Origin of the sequence: Erwinia sp. E_sp_B01_1, assembly GCF_036865545.1 — a bacterium.
In the GTDB taxonomy this organism is placed as follows: domain Bacteria; phylum Pseudomonadota; class Gammaproteobacteria; order Enterobacterales; family Enterobacteriaceae; genus Erwinia.
This window is the reverse complement of the sequence record NZ_CP142208.1, coordinates 2,406,066-2,422,377: the sequence shown is the minus strand read 5'-3', so window position 1 is coordinate 2,422,377 and position 16,312 is coordinate 2,406,066. Positions and strand designations below refer to the sequence as shown.

Below are 16,312 nucleotides of genomic sequence, written 5' to 3'. Positions count from 1 at the left end.
TGAATAACATCAATGACATTTTTGCCCGTATGCAGGCAGCTAGGATAGAACGGCGTATCGTTGTCAATTTATCCCTGTAATTAATGAAGTTACCGGGTTTTATCATCCTGATGAATCCCGGAAATGCCTGCTTTCAAACGCTTCAACAGACACATCCCCCCGGCGTCTTACAAAATTCTGAAAAGTTCCCTAATATTCTTTTACATACTAAATAAAAAAAATTATAGTTCTCATTCGCATTTGAGCAAAGGCGGGGCAGTGGCTACATCGTCGCTCAAAATAATAAATAAGAGAAAATTCTGAGGTAGTACGATGTCTTTTGCTTCAAGCCGTATCAGGGAAAAGCGCTTCATCAGTGAAGCTGGCTCCAGCATTGCACCCCGCTATACTCTGGTCGCCGCACTGGTTGCGGCGGCTTTGCAGGTTCCTTATGCCTCAGCCGCAACGGAAACCCCCACACCCGAAGCGGCAAATACCAGTACCGGACAAACGCTGACGGTTAATGCCACCACTGGCAGCGCATCTGACACGGCCGCCACCGATTACAGCGTGCCGGTGACCAGTGCCGGTACCAAAATGACGATGATTGCACGCGACATTCCGCAATCGGTCAGTATCATCAGCCAACAGCGTATGGAAGACCAGCAGCTCCAGTCGCTGGGGCAGGTGCTGTATAACACCACCGCCATTCAGGAAGAGACCGCCGATCTGGATCGCAAAACCTACTACTCGCGGGGTTTTCTGATCGACAACTATATGGTCGATGGTATTCCAACCGTGTTTGAGCCACGCTGGAACCTGGGCGATTCCCAGACGGACTCTGCGCTCTATGAGCGTATTGAAGTGGTGCGTGGCGCATCCGGCTTGATGACCGGTACAGGCAATCCTTCAGCCTCGGTAAACATGATCCGCAAACATGCTGACAGCCGCGAGTTCAAAGGCGATGTCACCGCAACCTATGGTAGCTGGAATAAACAGCGCTATGTGGCCGACCTCTCCGCACCGCTGAGTGAATCAGGCAACGTGCGTGGCCGTGTTGTTGCCGGTTATCAGGACAATGACAGCTACGTTGAGCGTTACAGCGCAGAGAAGAAATTCTTTTACGGCACGGTGGATGCCGATCTGACCGATTCCACCACCCTCTCCGTGGGATACGAATTCCAGGAAACCAATGCCAATCGCCCAACCTGGGGTGGGGCACCGCGCTGGTATCTGGATGGCAGCAAAACGGATTATCGCCGTGGCTACAACACTGCGCCAGACTGGGCTTACAACGACAAAGAGAGTTCAAAGCTCTTTGCTAATCTGAAGCAAAGTTTCGACAATGGCTGGCAACTTAATCTCAACGCCACGCATAACGTCACCTTTATTAACAGCAAGCAGCTCTACATTGACGGCTATTTCGATAAAAACACCGGTGCTGGTGTTTCACGTTATGCCGGCTATCCGGTCGTGGGCGGAACAGGCTATAACAGCGGCAAACGTGAAGTGAACGCCGTTGATACTTACGCCAGCGGCCCCTATGAGCTGTTTGGACGCCAGCATGAGCTGATGGTGGGGGTGAATTACACCAAACAGGAAAACACCTATTACAGCGCCTTTGCCAATCTTTCTACGGAAGACATTGGCAACTTTAACAATTTCAGCAGCGATTTCCCGGAAACCGACTGGGGTCCACGTTCGCTTTCACAGCAGGATACCATCCGTCAGAGGTCGGGCTACCTGGCCACCCGCCTCTCGCTGGCTGACCCGCTGCACCTGATCCTGGGTGCCCGCTATACCCGCTGGAGCACGCACACGCTGACCGAAGAGTTGGAAAAAAACAACATCTCGCCTTACGCCGGAGTGGTGTTTGATATCAATGAAAACTGGTCAACCTATGCCAGCTATACCAACGTGTTCCAGCCACAGACCTACCGCGACATCAATGGTGCCTATCTGTCGCCAGTCGAAGGCAAAAACTACGAAGCCGGGGTGAAATCAGACTGGTTTAACAGCCGCCTGACCACCTCGCTTTCGGTGTTCCGTGCCGAGCTGGACAATGTTGGTCAGAGCACGGGGCAGATTATCCCCGGGACGCAGGACACCGCCTATGAGGGCAAAGATGGCACGGTTAGCCGTGGCGTGGAGTTTGAAATCAACGGCGCCCTTACCGATAACTGGCAGATGACCTTTGGCGGCACGCGTTACATCGCTGAAGAGCGCGATGGCACCGCGGTAAATCCTCAACTGCCACGCACTCAGTTAAAGCTTTTCACCAGCTACCGCCTGCCTCAGTTGCAGGATCTCACCCTGGGTGGCGGCGTGAACTGGCAGACGCATGTCTGGGATGAAATCGACGGGCCGGAAGGCGTGGGCACGCGTTATGCCGAGCAGGGCAGTTATGCGCTGGTTAACCTGTTCAGCCGCTATCAGGTGACAAAGCAACTTTCCGTGCAGGCCAACCTGAATAACCTGTTTGATAAGAAATATGACACCACCGTAGACAATATCTACGCGCAGTACGGTGAACCGCGTAACTTCTCGGTAAGCGCCAACTACAAGTTCTGATAATGTTGAAAATGGCTCCTGAACGGAGCCATTTTTTCCAGGCGCTGCTTCCCCGAGGCGATTCGCACACAGCCTGCCTTGATGACCTGGACACCACGTCCTCAAGGTATTTCGCACACTGAAAACCCCGATCACCAGGGAACCACTTTCCCCTGATAGTCCAGATAGTGCAGGCCTGAACGTCCTTGATATTCCGTCATGGTATTTATTAACGCCGGAATGCTTTCAGCGATAGTCAGCCGTGCCTGCGATCCCCCCATATCTGTGCGAACCCAACCGGGAGCCATCAGCAACAGCGTACGGGGATCTTCACTGTGCCGCGCCGCAAAACTGCGCATAAACATATTCAGTGCGGCTTTACTGCCCCGGTACACTTCGTAATTGCCATTGGTATTATTCGTCAGGCTTCCCTGACCGGAAGACATAACGCCAATCGTGCCGGTCTCCACCACCCGATCCTTGAACACTTCAATCACCCGCAGCGGGCTGAGGGAATTGGTGACCATCACCCGGATAAATTCGTCAGTGGATACATCGGCAATGGTTTCACCGTCGCTATTTTTAACGCCAGCATTGATAAAAAGCAGGTCCACTCGCAGATCGCCAAGCCGCTGGTGCAACGCAGCCACTTGTTCTGGAAGGGTAATATCGACGGTTTCCACCCTGAGATCGGGGTGTATATCGGCCAGCGCCAGGAGTTTATCAATTGAGTTACTGCGGCCAGTGGCTGTGACTTTCCAGCCGCGATGAAGGTACTCTTCCACCATCGCCAGGCCCAAACCGCGTGAAGCGCCAATCAGCAGGGCAGATTTTTGTTCTAATCTGGACATGGATGCATTCCTCATAGTTCAGCTGAAAAAAGTGTTTTCTCTTCAGTCTGTGTCAGTGAAGAAAATATAGCCCCGGCAGAGATAAGGCGGAAGACGCAACGCCTGCACTGATAACCTGCACCAAACGCCTTCCCACATTGAGGGGCGCGGGATAATATGGCTGCCATGAACGATCCCGATCTGAACTTACTGATAGCGCTTGATGTCCTGCTGGCAGAGGCCAGCGTGGCCGCGGCTGCCCGTCGTCTGGGGTTAAGCGCCTCCGCCATGAGCCGGACTTTGGGTCGGCTACGAACGGTGACAGGCGACCCTTTGCTGGTGCGGGCAGGGCGCCGCATGGTGTTAACGCCCGGAGCTGAAGCCCTTCGTGAACGGGCACATAACACCGTCTTCGAAGCCCGTTCCGTACTGCGTCCCGCTGTCGACGAATTTGATCTCTCCTCCCTGAATCGCGTTTTTACGCTGCGAACCAACGATGGCTTTGTGGAAACTTTTGGCGCCACGCTGATTGCTGCCGCCTGTGCTGTCGCGCCGGACGTGCTTCTGCGTTTTGCTCCCAAGCCTGAGAAGAGCAGCGTTCCGCTGCGTGAAGGGCAGATTGACCTTGAGATCGGGGTGCTGGGGGAAATGGGGCCGGAGGTCAAGATTCAGGCTCTGTTCAGAGATCGCTTTGTGGGCGTGGTCAGAAAAGACCATCCCCTGGCGCGAGAACCCGAGGTCACTGCGGAAAAGCTCGTTGCCTGGAGTCATGTGGTGACCTCCCGCCGTGGGCTAATCCACGGGCCGCTGGATATCGCGCTCGCGGCATCGGGTCTTGAACGTAAGGTGGCTGCTGTGGTGCCGGGTTTTGCTGCCGCGCTGGCCGTGGCTCAGGCTTCTGAACTGATAGCACCGGTATCTGAAGCCTTCCTGAATTCGCAGCCGGTGATCAATGCCCATATAAGGGGATCGCTTTTCGCTTTCGAACTGCCGGTCGCGACCGATCAAATGACGATATCGCAGATGTGGCATCCCAGGCTGGATGCCGATCCGGCGCACCGCTGGCTGCGGCAACTGGTACTAAGCGTCTGCCGCGGCCAGCCGTAAATTCAGGCCGACTTCAGGCAGCCTTCGCAGGTGCAGGTTGACTGCGTGCCGATCACACGGCGAAGGAAATCCTGAGTCGGCGCTTCCTGTGGCGTGAGCAGTACCCGGTTGGCCGGGCCTTGCTCTACAATTCTGCCGCTGTGCAGGAAGCAGACCCTGTCCGCCACTTCGCGCGCAAACTGCATTTCATGCGTCACCACCACCATGGTCATGCCTTCTTTCGCCAGATTGCGCATCACCTGCAACACTTCACCCACCAGCTCAGGATCGAGCGCGGAAGTCGGCTCATCAAATAAAATCGCTTTGGGTTGCAGTGCCAGCGTGCGGGCAATAGCGACCCGTTGCTGCTGGCCGCCGGAGAGTTGCGCTGGCCAGGCGTTGATTTTTGGGGCAAGGCCCACCAGATCCAGCAGCTCCTTCGCCCGTTTCTCTGCCTGCGCGCGAGGCTCGTTGTTCACATGGATTGCGCCTTCCATAACATTTTCCAGCACCGTGCGGTGGGGAAACAGATTAAAGCGCTGGAACACCATGCCAATCTTACGGCGAAGCTCATTGATGCTCTTGTCACGATTATTCACCCGCTGGCCCAGCACGCGGATTTCGCCTTCTTCATAAGTTTCCAACCCGTTGATGCAGCGAAGCAGGGTGGATTTGCCCGATCCGGACGGGCCAATCAGACAGACCACTTCCCCTTCCTGCACGGTAAAACTCACGCCTTTCAGCACTTCAACATTGGAAAACCGTTTATGGACGCACTCAATTTCGATCATATCAGACCCCTTTTGCCTGGCGGGATTCAAGGCGTTTGGTCAGCGCCATCAGTGGCAGACACAGCGCCAGATAGAGCAGCGCCACCAGCGTATAAACCGTGGTGTTATCAAAGGTGGAGGAGGCGATTAACTGGCCCTGGCGGGTCATTTCAGTGACGGCGATAGTTGAAGCCAGGGCGGAGTCTTTCAGCATCATCACCAGGGTATTGCTGTAAGGGGGCAACGCCACATGAAACGCCTGCGGCAGAACCACTCGCTTCATCGCTTTACCAAATCCCATCCCCATAGAGCGCGCAGCTTCCAGTTGCCCACGGTCGACCGACTCAATACCCGAGCGGAAGATCTCGGCAATATAGGTTGAAAAGCAGAAGGCGATACCGATAACGCTGGCCTGGAAAGAGGTCAGGGTGATGCCGATGTCCGGGAAAACAAAATAGATATAAAACAGCACCACGATGATCGGCAGACCCCGGGTGATATTGATGATGACTGACACCGGCCAGGAAATAATCTTCCACGGACACATTTTTCCGGCGGCAAACAGCAGCCCGAGGGGCGTACTGATCACCAGCGAGAAAAAAGTGATATACAGCGTCATTTCAGCCCCTTTCAGCAGAAAGGGTAAGTAGGTGTGGATATTGCTCCAGTCCATCGCTCACTCCTGTACTTTATGGGACGCGCCAACGGCTGACAGGACGCGAATTTCATTTAATTGAATATCACGCGCCCCCATACCCCTGTCAATCGCTTTAAATTAATTCAACATAGGCTTTGCTTATTGCTGATATAAAGGGGCTTTATTTACCCTAAAATACCTTATAAATCATCGTTAAATAAGTAATCCTACCGACTTAACATTAGTAAAAATAAAAGATTGACAAGGACACCCCGAAATTCATTATAGTGAAAACAGACCCTCAGCGCCGTTCTCACTGTTTACCCAGGAGTGACCTATGCCAGCTTCGTGTTTACCTCTCTCAGCTTTGCATCGTGGTGTGGTTCTTGCACTTACCCTCACCGCCAGCGTCACCTCATACGCAGCAGGATGGACAGCAGGATCGCCTCCCTCCAGCGCGCCAACCACCTTTCTGGACACCAAAACAGGGAACATCGAAGGCTTTATGCCAGATGTGGCTCACGAGGTCGCAAAACGGGAAAAACTGGATATCACTTTTACCGCCGTCCCGTTCTCAACCCTTATTCAGTCGGTGATTGCCGGTAAAATTGACATGATTGTGGCAGGGATGACGCCAACGCCCGAACGGGCCAAAAGGATCACCTTTTCCCAGGAGGTGACCGCGTTTGGCGCCGGACTGATGGTGCGCGATGACAACAAAAAAACGTACCACTCCTGGCAGGATTTGAAAGGCGAAGTGGTGGGCAGTATGGCCGGCACGGATTACTCGCAGAATTTAATTAAAAGCGGTATTGCCAAAGAGGTGAAACTCTATGACAGCCCGGCAGATATGACGCGTGACCTCTCTCTGGGACGAGTGGCCGCCGCAATGAACGATTATCCGATTATTAAAGCGCAGGAAAAATCCGGCGGCTTAAAAGGGATGCACGTGGTGGATGGATATAAACCGGAAACGGTTTCCCCGATGGCCTTTGGCGTGAAAAAAGGCAACGATGCGCTGATGGCGAAAATAAATGCTGCGCTGACCGGAATGAAAGAGGATGGCACGCTGCAAACGCTGAAAACAAAATGGAATATGCCGTAAGCACTCCGGATAATAGTCGTTCTCTGTGTGAAGGATAATTAAAGGGTAAAGAGCATGAAAAAGGAAAAAGAGACCCTCTCAGAGGCCGGTTCGCTGGAAGCGGATATCGGCGCACGCCTGAAGGCGATCCGTAAAGCCCGCAATCTGACGATTACCGACCTGGCCACGCTGGCCAATGTTTCAGCCGGGACCATCAGCCAGATTGAACGTAATATGACCAATCCCACGGTCAGGATGCTGGAGCAGTTGCGGTTAGTGCTTAAGGTGCCGTTGACCACCTTTCTGGAAGAGACGGCTCCCTCTCTTCGCGGCGCGGAATTTTATGTCCGCCGGGCTGATGCACGGCCCCATTTCCATGTGGGCAAGCGGGGCATCGCCAAAGAGATGCTTTCACCCTCTGGCGATCACGATATTCAGTTTATGATTATCGCCATTCCGCCCGGTGTCCGCTCAGATGAGATGCTGATGGGACAGGGCGAAAAAGCAGGATTGGTCATCAGTGGCGAGCTGACGCTGGAGCTGGATGGTGACGCTGTCACTTTATCGGCTGGCGACAGTTTTCAGTTCAACAGCACTCTGGCGCATAACGTCTTTAATCATACGGATGGCGAGGCCAGGGTGCTGTGGATTATGCATATTATTCCCGAGAACCATCTTTAGTTCGGATTACTCCGGCCCCGTTAAGGACATCTATGCGCATTAAAATTGATGCTGTACCAGACAGTTTAGCGTTTCCCGAACAGGCTGATGTGATCGTCATCGGTGGCGGAATTATTGGTACGTCGGTCACCTATGAACTGGCAAAACGGGGCGTCCAGGTAGCTCTGTTCGAAAAAGGGGTGATCGGCTGTGAACAGTCGGGCCGCAACTGGGGATGGGTCAGGCAGCAAAACCGCGATCTCTATGAGTTGCCGATGGCGATGTACAGCCTGCAACGCTGGTCAGAACTGGGCGATGAGACCGGGTATGACCTGGGATTCCGCCGCTCCGGCATTCTTTATGGCACCACCAGGGAAGAGGATCTGCAAAAGTGGGAAACCTGGGGGAAGAAGGCCCGGGAGGTGGGTTTTAACAGTGAAATTTTGTCGGCAAGTGAAGCGCGCGAGCGGATGAACAGCGCCACGCCCTGGCTGGGGGGCATCTGGTCGCCCACTGATGGCCGGGCAGAGCCTTCCAAAGCCGCACCCGCACTGGCGATGGGCGCACAAAATCTCGGGGCCAATATTCAGCAGCGCTGTGCGGTGCGCGGGCTGGAGATCGCTGCGGGTAAAGTGGCGGGTGTCTGGACTGAACGTGGCCTGGTGAAAGCCAGCACCGTAATCTGCTGTGGCGGAGCCTGGAGTTCGCGCTTCTTCAAGCAGTTGGGCATTGATTTACCCTGCGCCAATATCCTGGGTACCGCCTTTAAAACCACTGCGGCACCTGAAATCATCAAAGGCTGTGTCAGTACGCCAAACCTGGCGATCCGTCGCCGACTCGATGGCAGCTACACCATCTCCATTCCGGGGCGTGGACGGCTGGATCTTGCGCCGCAAAACCTGCGCTTTGCGACAAAATTCTATCCCATGTACAGAAGCAAAATTGCCAAGAAACTGAAAATACGCATCAACAGCTCCTTCTTCTCGGGAGCGGAAGCTGCCGGTTCCTGGTCAATGCAGTCGCGCTCGCCCTTTGAAAAACACCGCGTGCTGGACCCGGCACCCGATCGGGGCATCCTGCGTGAGGCAATTGCCTCGCTGGTAGCGGAGTTTCCCGCCCTGAAAGGGATAGGCATCGATCATGCCTGGGCTGGATGGATAGACACCACGCCTGACCTGGTGCCGGTGATCGACAGCATTGATGAAATCCCGGGCTTCGTGGTGGCATCGGGCTTTAGCGGCCACGGGTTTGGCATTGGCCCCGGCGCGGGCAAACTCACCGCGCAGTTAGTGATGAACGATCAACCCTATACAGATTTCTCTCCCTACCGCCTGAGTCGCTTCTATGATGGTACCGAAATTCGCCAGCCACAGATGATGTAGAGGCTCATTGACGAATCAGCGCGCGGGTTTTATCCAGCAGGAAAGGGCGCAGATAGCCGACGGTGTTGGAGAGCAGTATCACCTCGTCGGCTACGGTGATTTTCAACACGTCGCGCAGATAAGTTTTACGCGTCTCCATCCGATGCCACACCTCCGGGAAGTCATTTTGTAGCGCTGCACGGAGGCTGGCATCGGCAAGCGCCACCGTATCCTCAATGCTGCAACCGCCATATCCCGGCAGAGAAGGGATGATATCAATCTGGAAAATCATCCCGCTCTGCAAAGGGATAGCAGAATCCGGATATACCGGCGAGCAGAGCCACTCTTCATCCGCAACCAGATGACCAGGATTGAGATGCCAGTGATAGTGCGCTTTCGGCAAAACGCCCTCAATGGTCTGATAAAGCTCTCCGCCGGTCAGGCCGGTACGAAGGGTTTCCAGCCAGGTGATTACCGCCCGGTAATAGGGGATCGCCAGCGCTGGCAGATAATCGGCCACTCCGGCATTCAGCTCATTTTCGGCAGCCACCACATAAGCCGCCCGGCTTGTCAGCCCACCTTTGTAGCCCAGAGTCAGTGAAAATTTATCACCACGTTGAATTTTTTTGTCAGTGGGATAGAGGCAGGCATTGGCAAATCTGTCGCCAGTTGCGGCAATCATCACCACGCTGGCAGGTTGCCCTTCACTGGAAAGATGTTGTGCAACCGCCCGCTCGCTTTTTCCCACTTCGATACTGTCCAGGGCGGCCAGTAAAGAGGTTGAAGCGAGGTTAGCGCCGTATTCATAAAAGGCGATTTCACTGGCAGTATTGATTCGCCTGATACCCCGTTGCGGTGAGATCAGCAGCGAGGTGGCATTCACCACCTGCTGACGATTGCCAGCCGTTGTAATTATCGCCTCCAGCATAAAGGCCGGAATATCGAACAGGTAGCGATTGTCCTGTCCGGCGCTGGTAAACAGCTTCCAGCCAGCCACGCCCACTTTTTGGCCGGGGGCAATACCTGCCTGCGCCAGCACCTCAGCCAGCGGAGCCTCATTATCCATCGGTTGATTGGGCAGAGAAAAGGCGGGGGCATGCAGGCACTTCCCCGGATTTCTGGCAAAGGGCACCAGTTTAAGATTCTCATTCCCCATCACGTAAGCGAGTTCCCCGGCTGCGGAAATAACCAGCAAGGCCTCCTCAAAACGGGGAATAAAGCCTGAGAGGTATTCAAAATTGCTGCCATGCTCTTTGTCGGCATAAATAACCAGAGAGTCCAGATCCTGCTCGCGCATCGCTTTCAGCAGGTTTTGCAACCGCTGGCGCATAACTTCATCACTTATCACCGGGGTTTTAACGTCGCGAAACGTCGCAGGCGCGGGAATTTCACTTAGCTGAAAGTCATTCATTTTCTTCCTCATCTGGCCATCGTTAAAACAGCACCCTATCCCATAATGTTCTGGTAAGTAAAACAAAGCGCAGCAGGGCCGTAACAGAGATTTACAGCGTGACAATACGCGCAGGATTTCGCTATGAGGATTGGATCAGTAACAGCTAATCCTTATTATTACTGAATCTCACTTTACGCAGGTTTCTTATGATAACTGTTCCCTTACGCCGTCCCACAATGATCCTTGCCGTTGTTGCACCGCTGCTTTTCACCAGTACCCTCTGGGCAAAATCACCCCCGGCAGTTGTGATACAGCAAAAACTGCTGAAGTTAGAAAAAACAGCCGGTGGGCGTCTGGGAGTGGCTTTGATCGATACCACAAGTGGGACTCGCGTGGCTTATCGCGGTGACGAACGTTTTCCTCTGTGCAGCACCAGTAAAGTGATGGCAGCATCAGCGATTCTCAAAAAAAGCGAGACACAAAAAGATCTGCTGAACAAACACATCGTCATCAGCAAATCGGACCTGGTGAATTACAATCCGATCACCGAAAAGCATCTGGATACCGGCATGACGCTGTCAGCCCTGAGTGCTGCCGCTTTGCAATACAGTGATAATACGGCAATGAACAAGCTGATTGCAGAGCTGGGTGGGCCGGATAAGGTCACTGCCTTTGCGCGTTCAATCGGTGACTCCACCTTCCGTTTAGATCGTAAAGAACCTGAGTTAAATACCGCTATACCCGGTGATGAACGTGATACCACCACCCCCCATGCTATGGCGGAAAGCCTGCAAAAGTTGATGCTGGGTAACGCATTGCAAAACCCGCAGCGTGCCCAACTGGTGACCTGGATGAAGGGAAATACCACAGGCGAAGCCAGTATCAAGGCTGGTCTGCCGTCTTCCTGGATAGTGGGAGATAAAACAGGCAGCGGCGATTTTGGTACCACCAACGATGTCGCGGTGATCTGGCCGGAAAACCATGCGCCGCTGGTACTGGTAACCTTTTATACCCAGACCAGGCCGGAAGCCAAAAGTCGTAAAGATGTGCTGGCCGCAGCCGCCAGGATAGTTGCTGAGCAATACTGATACATATCAATGGTGCAGCAATAGCAGCCCCTGTTATATCCGGGGCCCGACTGGAAAACGGAAAATAGCCTACGCTAAGCCTGTTTTTTAAGCAGACATGACGGGCAGCATTGAGCGAACAGCGGAAGCCAAATTGCTTTCCTTTGCGGGTCAGGGGGTACCAACAAAGCTCGGCAACATTCAGGAAACATATTTGTTGAATCCGGTAAATCTCAGTGCTAAAACAAAAGAGCAGTTTTTTACGATTCGTAGTGTTTCCTGTTGCTAATACCCATAAGAGAAAGTCAGAAAATGATAAAGTCTGTTCATCCAGCGACAACCGTTACCACCACCGGAAATTTCGGCGGCGTGGGCGTATCTGTGACTGGCTCCTGACAAAACAGACTCTGACTCCCCGCCAAACCGGACGGGGAAGAAAATTTCTCCGTTCATGACCTACTGAATGGAGATACATCATGATTTCATCTGAAAATGCGCTTTTAGTTATTGATATGCAGCAGGGACTTTTCCGTGGACCCGCCTCACCGTATTTTGCAGATTCGGTTCTGTCTAACATCTGCTTACTGATTGAAAAAGCGAGGCAGGCTAAGGTGCCCGTATTTTTTGCCCGCCACACCGGACCTGAAGATTCTCACTTCTCTGAGCAAAGTCTGTTGACACAACTGATACCCGAAATGAATGTGAACGCTGAGCACGATGTCGTGTTTATCAAAAAGTACCCCAACTGTTTCCGGGATACGAACCTGCAGCATCAGCTCAGCCAGAGAGGTGTTAAGGAACTGGTTATCGCCGGGATGAAAACAGAATTCTGTGTGGACACTACCTGTCGCGCAGCACCGGAACTGGGATTCAGGACCGTGCTGATTTCAGATGCGCACACGACAATGGATAACAATCACCTGTCCGCAAATGAAATCATCAGCCACCACAACGTCACACTAGCTGGCCCGTTTGTGTCGCTCGCGACAGCAGCTGACTGGGCCTTTCACTCTGAGAAATGAGTTGAGACTGAGAGCCGCCCTCAGGGCGGCTAAGGTGCTTAAGGTCCGCTTTTGGCACAAAGCGGACATTCTGTAACGCCACGTCAGGGCCGGAGCAATTGCCGGAATGGACGTACCGGCTACCTTCACTTTATGCCAGCTTCGGTAAGCTGGGTGAGGCACCGACTCATAAAGATATCATTGATAACAATCGCAGCATCAACTGGCCTGTATAAAGGCGCTGCCGGTAAACTGTTCTCAGACTGGTAAGGCTATCCCTGCCTTAAAATTTTCAGAAGTTGCCTCCTGCAAAATTTCACAATAAACGCCGTCTTAACATGCCGTTAGAGGAATGCTTCTGGTTTGTTGGATGGCGTTGCCAAAACGGTTAACTCATCATACTGGTCCAAGCTGTATTATCAGGGACTGCGAGAAAAAGGAAAATCTCACCAGTCTGCAATCCGGGCTCTTGCCTTCAAATGGATAAGGATCATTTACCGCTGCTGGAAGACCAGAACCCAGTACGATGAAGCGAAGTATTTGCTGGCTCTTGAAACGCGACACTCGCCCTTACTGAAACCATAAAAGCTTGTCGAATGTCTCATGGCGTGAAGCGGACGTTAGCGATTGATATCATCTCTACTGGTCAAATAGATGCATTGAGACATCTGGAAATCCATAATTGCGTGCACCCCGATTACCAGGATTGCCTGGTCTTCCGGGATTCCCAGGGTTTCCCGGGTTACCTATGTTTCCAAAATTACCCATGTGCTTGTTTAGGATCATGCTTTCATGAAGTTCACCAATGTATTGACCAGAAAGCCTATGTACATGTGTTCCATGAAGTTGGCCGACCGCATTGCCGTTCATACCATGTATGTATTTCCCACAGATAAAGCCTACGGCTTTACCTTGAGAATTATAGATATAATCTGTCATTTAAATGCCTCATAGATTCTTAGTTAATATTCATTATGGATGTATTACAAACTATACACACTTAACTTCTTCAATTTCGTATCTTAATCATGGTAGCACTGTCATAAAGTTTGATTTTGTCTTAAAGTGAAATTAAACGCTGACCAGTGTCCAATTTTCGTAAATTTCATTCATTACTTTTTTCACTAAACATCCTTTCTCAATAAAGACACTCAATGAACCGAAGAGTGTCAATGATAATAATATGATGCATCCTAGATTACATACACTTTCACTAAGACTTTGCCATCTTTACTTGAGCGCTCACCTTCCAAATCACTTTTAAATCCTTGTGAATTAGTTATATATTTGTTTGGGTCATATACGATACACCATAAATTCTTGCATTCACTATGCCGTCTGTAATGTTCAATATCAATTATAAGCTCATCGCCAATTTTTTTGGCATGACCACGGTCTCTTACAATTTTTGTTTCAAGAACAAGCTCATGCGCAGGCAAAAGGAAATCCATCCTAGTACTTGAACCAGCATAGCTAGGAGTAAATTCTTCTGGGCGTATATCTTGAATCCATGGTCTCAATAATGAATGAAGTAGATCTTGCACATCATATTCATTGCTAAACGTTAAGTTTTGACTTCCTTTTCTTCGGTGAGTGAGGGGGTGCATAGCACGTTGCAAACCTCTAACCAACCTTTCCAGCAGAGCTTCCACTTTATGAGGAATAACTGGCTGCTGACTAATTCTTAAAGTCTCTTCATATGGGATATCATCTGCGGGAATGTGACCCAAGGGTAAAATTCGGCCAAAACGATAATATCGAAAACCATTGTCATGTAATGCGGCTTCGACTCGCTCTCTTTTTTCAGACCATTCAAAAAACTCGGGGCTTCCTTGTTTCGGAGGAAGATCCATAAATTCTTCAATTACCCCACCTAACACAGATAGACTATCTACCTCCTTGTCCTGACCAGTGAGGTATAGCCAGTCCTTCCACTTTGTACCATGAGATCCTTGTGGTGGTTCACCAGGAGCGCCCGCTGAGAAAAATAGTGATTCCAACGCTGCATGAGACGCAGTGTTAGCAATGACGTCCCCAACAACTTTGCATAGCGACCGTGATAACCTCATCTTCGCCCCATTCAGAGAAAAACATTCACATTGACTTTATCGTTGAAACGCACAAATGGAAATATCGAAATTTAATTAAATCTTCATTTTTAATCGTTACTTTCTTTATTTTTCCAATATTAAGTTGTGGTAGTAAAGTCCGCTTTTGGCACAAAGCGGACTGACGGCAGGCCAGGGTCCGTTATGAGCGAGAAGCATAAGTCGCTGCTGCGTGAGCTGGAATAGAGCTTTGGTGGTGCGGCGGGCGAGAAGAACAGTCCGCATTCAAAAAGCTTTCTCGATGGCGTCCAAAAGGTTCTTCTACGATTTGACTCGCTAAGCGGAAACGCTGCGGGAACATAAAAAGCCCCTGCTGTGCAGGGGCTTTTTTTATTGCTGTACTATTCAGCAAAACGTATCCGTTAGGCGTACTTAAAAATCTTTCTCATGTTTCCGCTTTCGTTGTCGATAACCAGATGGCTGGCTGAGTGATGATTTCACTCAGCATTTATTTTTTTATTTCACGCGATAAGGGTATTTATGAACAAGCTTTGTGTTGCGGCGTTGTTGGCTCTGAGTTTAACCGGCTGTGCGCAGCAGACTTTCGTAATGAAACAGAATCAAGTTGGCGCGGCGACGAAAACCACTAGCCAGCCGTTCTTTGTTTCAGGTATCGGTCAGCGTAAGAGCATTGATGCGGCGCAGGTGTGCGGCGGCCAGGAAAAAGTTAGTCGGGTTGAAGTGCAGCAGACGTTTGTTAATGGCTTACTGAGCGTGGTGACGTTTGGTATCTACACGCCACGTGAAGCGCGCGTTTATTGCGCCATCTGATAATGCCTCAGGCCGGTTCGCCGGCCTAATCCTGCGCCTGTTATTAAATCGCATTAGTATATTGTAACTATTAAATTCTGCTGTCGCACCGCTGCGCGGCTTGCCTGCTGACGACGTTACTCGAAACGAGTTCAGGCAACGTCGTCCAGCCTGGTAAAAGCAGTGGTAAGCTGTTGAGGCATGTCAGTCCACTATGAGCGAGGAGCGGACATATTCTCATCAAGCTTTGCAGCTTGGACAAGTTTGTAAGGTAAATCTGAGAAGGTGCTTTTAATTGTAGATTGATCGATCTACAATCAATTCTCACTTCTGGAGGATTAAATGAAAGCATCTGTTGGTAGACCCCGAGAATTCGACCCTGAAACATTTCTCAATACCGCGCTGGAATGCTTCTGGCAAAAAGGATATCGGGCAACATCAATGTCAGACCTCATGAAAGCCTCTGGTCTTGCAAGCGCCAGTATCTATAAGCTTTACCCTGATAAACGCACAATCTATCTCGCGGCCTTACAGCAATACATGGATGAAGGTGTTTCCAGAGCAACAGAACGCGATGCGGAGTTATCTCCAGAAAAGGCATTGCGCGAAACGTTAGAATTTGTAGCGCTTTTATCATCTTCTCCTGATGGAGAAAAAGGTTGTTTTACCATTTCCGCGGCCAGTGAACTTCTACCGGGTGATGCAGAGATAAAAAGTAAGGTTCATCATAAATTCAACTCAATAATCAATCAGTTGGAAAACATATTACGCAAAGGTCAGACGCAGCGGCTGTTTCGGTGCGATGAAAGCCCACGAACAATGGCCATGAGCATTTTTATGATGCTGGAAGGGATGCGGGTTTATGGAAAAATTCAGCCTGAAATTGACGAACTTAAAAGGTGTAACGAATTCATCGTCAGATCGGTGCTCTTAAACAGAAATGTTGATGGGAAAGCTCTCTCCAAAGAGACATCAACATGATGGCAGTGGGCACAATTGTTCGTCGTCGAAAAAGAAGGAAAACAATGGTTGTGCT

General features: G+C 51.2%; 14 protein-coding genes and 2 pseudogenes. 11 read left to right on the top strand and 5 right to left on the bottom strand.

Annotated elements, in window-relative coordinates; genetic code table 11:
• The first annotated feature begins 312 nt into the window (after positions 1 to 312).
• Complete coding sequence (gene fhuE, locus VRC33_RS11540; protein ID WP_338555931.1) at positions 313 to 2,550, top strand: ferric-rhodotorulic acid/ferric-coprogen receptor FhuE; 2,238 nt, start codon at positions 313 to 315, stop codon at positions 2,548 to 2,550.
• Positions 2,551 to 2,681: 131 nt separating this feature from the next.
• Here the strand turns inward: fhuE and VRC33_RS11535 are convergent, their stop codons facing one another.
• Positions 2,682 to 3,380 carry an SDR family NAD(P)-dependent oxidoreductase gene (locus tag VRC33_RS11535; protein WP_338555929.1) on the bottom strand — a complete coding sequence of 233 codons (699 nt, stop codon included), beginning with the start codon at positions 3,378 to 3,380 and terminating at the stop codon, positions 2,682 to 2,684.
• A gap of 165 nt (positions 3,381 to 3,545) precedes the next feature.
• On the opposite strand from VRC33_RS11535, the gene VRC33_RS11530 reads away from it, so the two are divergent.
• The gene (locus VRC33_RS11530; RefSeq protein WP_338564267.1) at positions 3,546 to 4,466 is read left to right on the top strand and encodes a LysR family transcriptional regulator; all 921 of its coding nucleotides are present in this window, start codon (positions 3,546 to 3,548) and stop codon (positions 4,464 to 4,466) included.
• Between the two features lie 2 nt (positions 4,467 to 4,468).
• On the opposite strand, the gene VRC33_RS11525 is transcribed toward VRC33_RS11530, so the two are convergent.
• Both VRC33_RS11525 and VRC33_RS11520 read right to left on the bottom strand, forming a co-directional pair.
• The gene (locus tag VRC33_RS11525) at positions 4,469 to 5,236 is read right to left on the bottom strand and encodes an amino acid ABC transporter ATP-binding protein (protein ID WP_338555927.1); all 768 of its coding nucleotides are present in this window, start codon (positions 5,234 to 5,236) and stop codon (positions 4,469 to 4,471) included.
• A 1-nt stretch (position 5,237) separates the two neighbouring features.
• Entirely contained in the window at positions 5,238 to 5,888 is a 651-nt protein-coding gene (locus VRC33_RS11520) for an amino acid ABC transporter permease (RefSeq protein WP_338555925.1), read from the bottom strand.
• A gap of 301 nt (positions 5,889 to 6,189) precedes the next feature.
• Here VRC33_RS11520 and VRC33_RS11515 point away from each other — a divergent pair, with 301 nt between their 5' ends.
• The 3 genes from VRC33_RS11515 to VRC33_RS11505 are packed head-to-tail and all read left to right on the top strand — an operon-like array spanning position 6,190 to position 8,978.
• A complete protein-coding gene (locus VRC33_RS11515) occupies positions 6,190 to 6,957 on the top strand; it encodes a transporter substrate-binding domain-containing protein (RefSeq protein WP_338555923.1) in 768 nt (255 codons plus the stop codon).
• 54 nt (positions 6,958 to 7,011) lie between these two features.
• Positions 7,012 to 7,617, top strand: a complete 606-nt coding sequence (locus VRC33_RS11510; RefSeq protein ID WP_338555921.1) for a cupin domain-containing protein — start codon at positions 7,012 to 7,014, stop codon at positions 7,615 to 7,617.
• Positions 7,618 to 7,649: 32 nt separating this feature from the next.
• Positions 7,650 to 8,978, top strand: a complete 1,329-nt coding sequence (locus VRC33_RS11505) for an FAD-binding oxidoreductase (RefSeq protein WP_338555919.1) — start codon at positions 7,650 to 7,652, stop codon at positions 8,976 to 8,978.
• A 4-nt stretch (positions 8,979 to 8,982) separates the two neighbouring features.
• Here VRC33_RS11505 and VRC33_RS11500 read toward each other — a convergent pair whose 3' ends face one another.
• On the bottom strand, positions 8,983 to 10,368 hold the full coding sequence (locus VRC33_RS11500) for a M24 family metallopeptidase (protein WP_338555917.1): 1,386 nt from the start codon (positions 10,366 to 10,368) through the stop codon (positions 8,983 to 8,985).
• Between the two features lie 188 nt (positions 10,369 to 10,556).
• Here VRC33_RS11500 and bla point away from each other — a divergent pair, with 188 nt between their 5' ends.
• The 3 genes and pseudogenes from bla to VRC33_RS11485 form a co-directional block, all read left to right on the top strand.
• Positions 10,557 to 11,438 carry a class A beta-lactamase gene (gene bla / locus VRC33_RS11495; RefSeq protein WP_338555915.1) on the top strand — a complete coding sequence of 294 codons (882 nt, stop codon included), beginning with the start codon at positions 10,557 to 10,559 and terminating at the stop codon, positions 11,436 to 11,438.
• 455 nt (positions 11,439 to 11,893) lie between these two features.
• On the top strand, positions 11,894 to 12,439 hold the full coding sequence (locus VRC33_RS11490) for a cysteine hydrolase family protein (RefSeq protein WP_338555913.1): 546 nt from the start codon (positions 11,894 to 11,896) through the stop codon (positions 12,437 to 12,439).
• Positions 12,440 to 12,796: 357 nt separating this feature from the next.
• A pseudogene (locus VRC33_RS11485) lies at positions 12,797 to 13,003 on the top strand (IS110 family transposase); the annotation flags it as partial.
• Positions 13,004 to 13,611: 608 nt separating this feature from the next.
• Here the strand turns inward: VRC33_RS11485 and VRC33_RS11480 are convergent.
• On the bottom strand, positions 13,612 to 14,487 hold the full coding sequence (locus VRC33_RS11480; RefSeq protein WP_338555911.1) for a transposase: 876 nt from the start codon (positions 14,485 to 14,487) through the stop codon (positions 13,612 to 13,614).
• A gap of 183 nt (positions 14,488 to 14,670) precedes the next feature.
• Between VRC33_RS11480 and VRC33_RS11475 the strand changes: the two are divergent.
• The 3 genes and pseudogenes from VRC33_RS11475 to VRC33_RS11465 all read left to right on the top strand — a co-directional run.
• A pseudogene (locus VRC33_RS11475) lies at positions 14,671 to 14,829 on the top strand (hypothetical protein); the annotation flags it as partial.
• Positions 14,830 to 15,006: 177 nt separating this feature from the next.
• A complete protein-coding gene (locus VRC33_RS11470) occupies positions 15,007 to 15,297 on the top strand; it encodes a Bor family protein (RefSeq protein ID WP_009089453.1) in 291 nt (96 codons plus the stop codon).
• A 321-nt stretch (positions 15,298 to 15,618) separates the two neighbouring features.
• Entirely contained in the window at positions 15,619 to 16,257 is a 639-nt protein-coding gene (locus tag VRC33_RS11465; protein WP_338555909.1) for a TetR/AcrR family transcriptional regulator, read from the top strand.
• The last annotated feature ends 55 nt before the right edge of the window (positions 16,258 to 16,312 follow it).

What these genes read in the sequence shown, in the direction of transcription:
- VRC33_RS11500 (WP_338555917.1), bottom strand. Translation starts at nt 10,368, where the DNA reads ATGAATGACTTTCAGCTAAGTGAAATTCCCGCGCCTGCGACGTTTCGC.
- VRC33_RS11505 (WP_338555919.1), top strand. Translation starts at nt 7,650, where the DNA reads ATGCGCATTAAAATTGATGCTGTACCAGACAGTTTAGCGTTTCCCGAA.
- VRC33_RS11465 (WP_338555909.1), top strand. Translation starts at nt 15,619, where the DNA reads ATGAAAGCATCTGTTGGTAGACCCCGAGAATTCGACCCTGAAACATTT.
- VRC33_RS11470 (WP_009089453.1), top strand. Translation starts at nt 15,007, where the DNA reads ATGAACAAGCTTTGTGTTGCGGCGTTGTTGGCTCTGAGTTTAACCGGC.
- VRC33_RS11530 (WP_338564267.1), top strand. Translation starts at nt 3,546, where the DNA reads ATGAACGATCCCGATCTGAACTTACTGATAGCGCTTGATGTCCTGCTG.
- VRC33_RS11520 (WP_338555925.1), bottom strand. Translation starts at nt 5,888, where the DNA reads ATGGACTGGAGCAATATCCACACCTACTTACCCTTTCTGCTGAAAGGG.
- VRC33_RS11525 (WP_338555927.1), bottom strand. Translation starts at nt 5,236, where the DNA reads ATGATCGAAATTGAGTGCGTCCATAAACGGTTTTCCAATGTTGAAGTG.
- VRC33_RS11535 (WP_338555929.1), bottom strand. Translation starts at nt 3,380, where the DNA reads ATGTCCAGATTAGAACAAAAATCTGCCCTGCTGATTGGCGCTTCACGC.
- VRC33_RS11515 (WP_338555923.1), top strand. Translation starts at nt 6,190, where the DNA reads ATGCCAGCTTCGTGTTTACCTCTCTCAGCTTTGCATCGTGGTGTGGTT.
- fhuE (WP_338555931.1), top strand. Translation starts at nt 313, where the DNA reads ATGTCTTTTGCTTCAAGCCGTATCAGGGAAAAGCGCTTCATCAGTGAA.
- VRC33_RS11510 (WP_338555921.1), top strand. Translation starts at nt 7,012, where the DNA reads ATGAAAAAGGAAAAAGAGACCCTCTCAGAGGCCGGTTCGCTGGAAGCG.
- bla (WP_338555915.1), top strand. Translation starts at nt 10,557, where the DNA reads ATGATAACTGTTCCCTTACGCCGTCCCACAATGATCCTTGCCGTTGTT.
- VRC33_RS11480 (WP_338555911.1), bottom strand. Translation starts at nt 14,487, where the DNA reads ATGAGGTTATCACGGTCGCTATGCAAAGTTGTTGGGGACGTCATTGCT.
- VRC33_RS11490 (WP_338555913.1), top strand. Translation starts at nt 11,894, where the DNA reads ATGATTTCATCTGAAAATGCGCTTTTAGTTATTGATATGCAGCAGGGA.